Below are 2,559 nucleotides of genomic sequence, written 5' to 3' on the forward strand. Positions count from 1 at the left end.
GTAAGCGCCAAATAAAATAGTGGATAAAAATATAGAATTTTAAGAACTACAATATAGAATGTGGAGACTCCATAAACTATATTGTAGTTTTTATATTCTCCAAAAACTATATGGAAAGGAAGAGAGACTATATGACAGTACAGGAACTTACCGAAAATGAAAAATATAAATTTTGGTATTTTAAAATCAAAGAATGCAAGGAAAGTGGTTTATCTGTCAAAGATTTCTGTGACAAAAACAATATCAAGCCGTCGACTTATTATAATTATCAACAAAAAATCAGAAATATTTTATGTGATCAGATAAATGAAAACAACTACAAGAATGAAGTGTCCTTTGTTTCTGTTGAAAAGCAACCTCACAATAATGAAAAGATTATCATTATCAAGGGAAGCATTAAAATTGAACTTGATTCAGATACGCCTTACCAAAGTATTGAGCCTCTTTTGAAGTCGCTGTTATGATTGGTGATATTTCAAAAGCAGAACATATCTATATAGCTGTTGGCTATACAGATATGCGTAAACAGATCGATGGTCTTTCAGCTATCGTTCAACAGAATTTCAAGCTTGATCCTTTTTCTAATTCTGTGTTTCTGTTTTGTGGTAGAAATACAAGGACCATGAAGGCTCTGTACTGGGAAGGTGATGGTTTTGTATTACTTTATAAAAGACTTGAAAATGGTAAATTCAAATGGCCCAGAGATGAATCAGAAGCACTCGAAATAACTTCTCAACAGTTCAGGTGGCTACTTGAAGGACTCTCTATCGTACAGCCCAAAACCATTCAGAAAAGTTATCCACAAGTTGTACTGTAAAGCCTTGATTTCATAGGAAGATACACCTGTTTATGGTATAATGGATGTATGAAATGGAGGTGCTTTTGATGGCTGATACAGTTGAAAATTTAGCTTTGGTAATGGCTAATCTGTCACATTCTATTGAAGAATTGAAAGCTACAATTGCATCTTTGAACAGTACGATTGACAGTTTGAAAGCTGAAAATGAATACTTAAAAAACAACAATGAACTTTTGCGTGAAGAAAATGCCTATTTAAAGAGAAAGCTGTTTGGTACCAAGAGTGAAAAGATAGCACATTCTATGGATCAGCTTTCTCTTTTTGATGAAACAGAAAATGAATGTGAACCTGAACTGCTTGAAGATATCTCATATACCAGAGCCAAAAAGAAACAAAAAGGGAAAATCGATATCAAATTAGATAATCTCAAACATGTAAAAAAAGTTTATGATATTGATGAAAAAGACAGAGTATGTGATGAATGCGGTTCAAAGTTGTCTTATGTAGGTGAAGAATTTGTAAGACATGAAGTTGTTTATGAACCAGCCAAACTCTATGTAAAAGATATTTATCGAAAAACATATGAATGTCGAAACTGCAGAAAAAAAGGAAAGGCAGTAATGCTTAAAGCAGGAACACCTCAACCAGTTGTTCCACACTCATATACATCGCCAAGTGTACTGTCACAAGTGATTATCGATAAATATGTAAATCATATGCCTTTATACAGACAGGAATCAGAATGGAAACGATTAGGAATGGAACTGTCAAGAACAACCATGGCTAACTGGATCATCATTGCCGCCAAGGAATATTTCATTCCATTGGTAAACAGGATGCACGAACTGATGATGAAAGAGTCACATATACATTGCGATGAAACACCAGTTCAGGTATTGAATGAGCCAGGCAAGAAAGCTACTTCCAAATCATACATGTGGGTATATTCAAGTATCAAAGAAAGTAAACAACCTGTTAAGATATTTGATTACAGACCTGACAGAAAAGCAACCAACCCTCAAGAATTTCTTAAAGGGTTTGATGGTACTATCATCACTGATGGTTATTATGGATATAATCATATAGATGGTGTGACCAATGCCTACTGTTGGGCGCATGCCAGAAGGAAGTTCTATGATGCTTTGCCTGTAGATATGAAGAATGCATCAGATACACTCGCAAATACAGCTGTTGAAAAAATAGCCAGACTGTTTGCGATAGAAAAACAAATCGAAACATTATCACCTGATAAAAAGGTGAAAGTACGTCAAGAAAAATCAAAGCCATTAGTTGATGACTTCTTTTCATGGTGCAAGGATAACCAAAACAAGGTGTTAACAGCTTCTAAGACAGGAAAAGCTATACAATATGCCTTGAATTACGAGGCAGGACTGCGTTCATTTTTAGAAGATGGTCTTGTACCTATGACAAATTCATTAGATGAACGTACAATCAGACCATTTACAGTTGGCCGAAAGAACTGGCTGTTTTCAACTTCTACTAAAGGAGCTGAAGCAAGTGCAGCAGTATTCAGCCTGATTGAAACAGCTAAATCCAATAAACTTAATCCATACGATTATATTGAATTCATCATGGATTATTTACCTCAACAAGATCTGGTTGAAGATCCAGAAAGACTGGACTGGTTCTTACCATGGAGTGAAGAGATAAAAGAAGAATTTGAAATAAAAGCCGACTAAATTGATCATTGTATCAATTCAATCGACCTTTTTAAATACACTATTTTATTTGGCGCTTAC

3 protein-coding genes are annotated in these 2,559 nt (G+C 34.6%); all 3 read left to right on the top strand.

All coding sequences use genetic code 11. The features are described 5' to 3' along the window. The first annotated feature begins 131 nt into the window (after positions 1-131). The 3 genes from tnpA to tnpC all read left to right on the top strand — a co-directional run bounded on the left by tnpA (position 132) and on the right by tnpC (position 2,499). A complete protein-coding gene (tnpA, locus tag C7U55_RS13340; RefSeq protein WP_106988957.1) occupies positions 132-464 on the top strand; it encodes an IS66 family insertion sequence element accessory protein TnpA in 333 nt (110 codons plus the stop codon). Then, positions 461-817, top strand: a complete 357-nt coding sequence (tnpB, locus tag C7U55_RS13345) for an IS66 family insertion sequence element accessory protein TnpB (protein WP_106988958.1) — start codon at positions 461-463, stop codon at positions 815-817. The genes tnpA and tnpB overlap by 4 nt, the downstream gene beginning before the upstream one ends. A 68-nt stretch (positions 818-885) precedes the next feature. Continuing rightward, positions 886-2,499, top strand: a complete 1,614-nt coding sequence (tnpC, locus tag C7U55_RS13350; protein WP_239985206.1) for an IS66 family transposase — start codon at positions 886-888, stop codon at positions 2,497-2,499. Positions 2,500-2,559: the final 60 nt, after the last annotated feature.

Source organism: Faecalibacillus faecis (assembly GCF_003024675.1).
GTDB lineage: Bacteria > Bacillota_I > Bacilli_A > Erysipelotrichales > Coprobacillaceae > Faecalibacillus > Faecalibacillus faecis.

Bases quoted from the DNA above. Each gene is read 5' to 3' on its own strand.
- tnpA (WP_106988957.1), top strand. From the start codon at position 132: ATGACAGTACAGGAACTTACCGAAAATGAAAAATATAAATTTTGGTAT.
- tnpB (WP_106988958.1), top strand. From the start codon at position 461: ATGATTGGTGATATTTCAAAAGCAGAACATATCTATATAGCTGTTGGC.
- tnpC (WP_239985206.1), top strand. From the start codon at position 886: ATGGCTGATACAGTTGAAAATTTAGCTTTGGTAATGGCTAATCTGTCA.